Origin of the sequence: Burkholderia sp. Ac-20345, from assembly GCF_017104825.1 — a bacterium.
Taxonomy (GTDB): Bacteria; Pseudomonadota; Gammaproteobacteria; order Burkholderiales; family Burkholderiaceae; genus Burkholderia; species Burkholderia lata_B.
This window is the reverse complement of record NZ_JAAGPO010000557.1, coordinates 1-668: the sequence shown is the minus strand read 5'-3', so window position 1 is coordinate 668 and position 668 is coordinate 1. Positions and strand designations below refer to the sequence as shown.

Genomic DNA, 668 nt, shown 5'->3' with positions numbered 1-668 from the left:
TGTTCGTCGTGAACGCGTTGCACATGAAGGAGCATCCGACCTTCGTGCACTTCGCGAACAGCCTCGATCTCGTGCGCCAGCACAAGGCGACCTTCGAGCCGCGCCTCGACCTGCCGGGCTTCATGGCCCGCCATGCCGACGCCGTCGTGTCGCACCACTGGGAAAACGGACAGAACTATCTGTATTACGACGTGCTGTACGGCGGCTATCCGCTGATCCACAACTCGACGCTGATCGGCGACGCCGGCTATTACTACCCGGACTTCGATTCCGCGGCAGGTGGCCGGGCGCTGCTCGACGCGTGGCTGCATCACGACGAACGCCTCGACGACTACCGCGCGAAGGCCGGCCGGCTGCTGCGGTCGGTCTCGATCGACAACCCCGCGAACCTCGACGCGTTCATCTCGCGTCTGGTCGCCTGAACCGGAGCATACGCATGTCGGACTCCAATGCCCGTCAAGCGCCCGGCGAGGGCAAGCGTCTCGTCGTCGGCGTGTCGCTGTTCGTACGCGGCGCCGGCCAGTCGCTGTGGGAAAACGGTATCTTCCAGAACTGCCTGCTGCTGATCCTGCTGCTGCGCCAGTCGCCGCTCGTCGCGGAAGCCGTGATGGTGAACGGCGGCGAACAGGTCGCCGATCCGCAGATGATGCTCGGCGAATGGGACGTGC

At 65.0% G+C, this 668-nt stretch carries 2 protein-coding genes; both read left to right on the top strand.

The genetic code is table 11. The annotated features are described in order from the left end of the window. The coding region (locus G3O06_RS48660; RefSeq protein ID WP_205820504.1) for a DUF2827 family protein at nucleotides 1-422 on the top strand (422 nt) is incomplete at its 5' end. Between the two features lie 14 nt (nucleotides 423-436). After that, nucleotides 437-668: DUF2827 family protein (locus tag G3O06_RS48655; RefSeq protein ID WP_205820503.1), on the top strand; the 232-nt coding region annotated here is incomplete at its 3' end.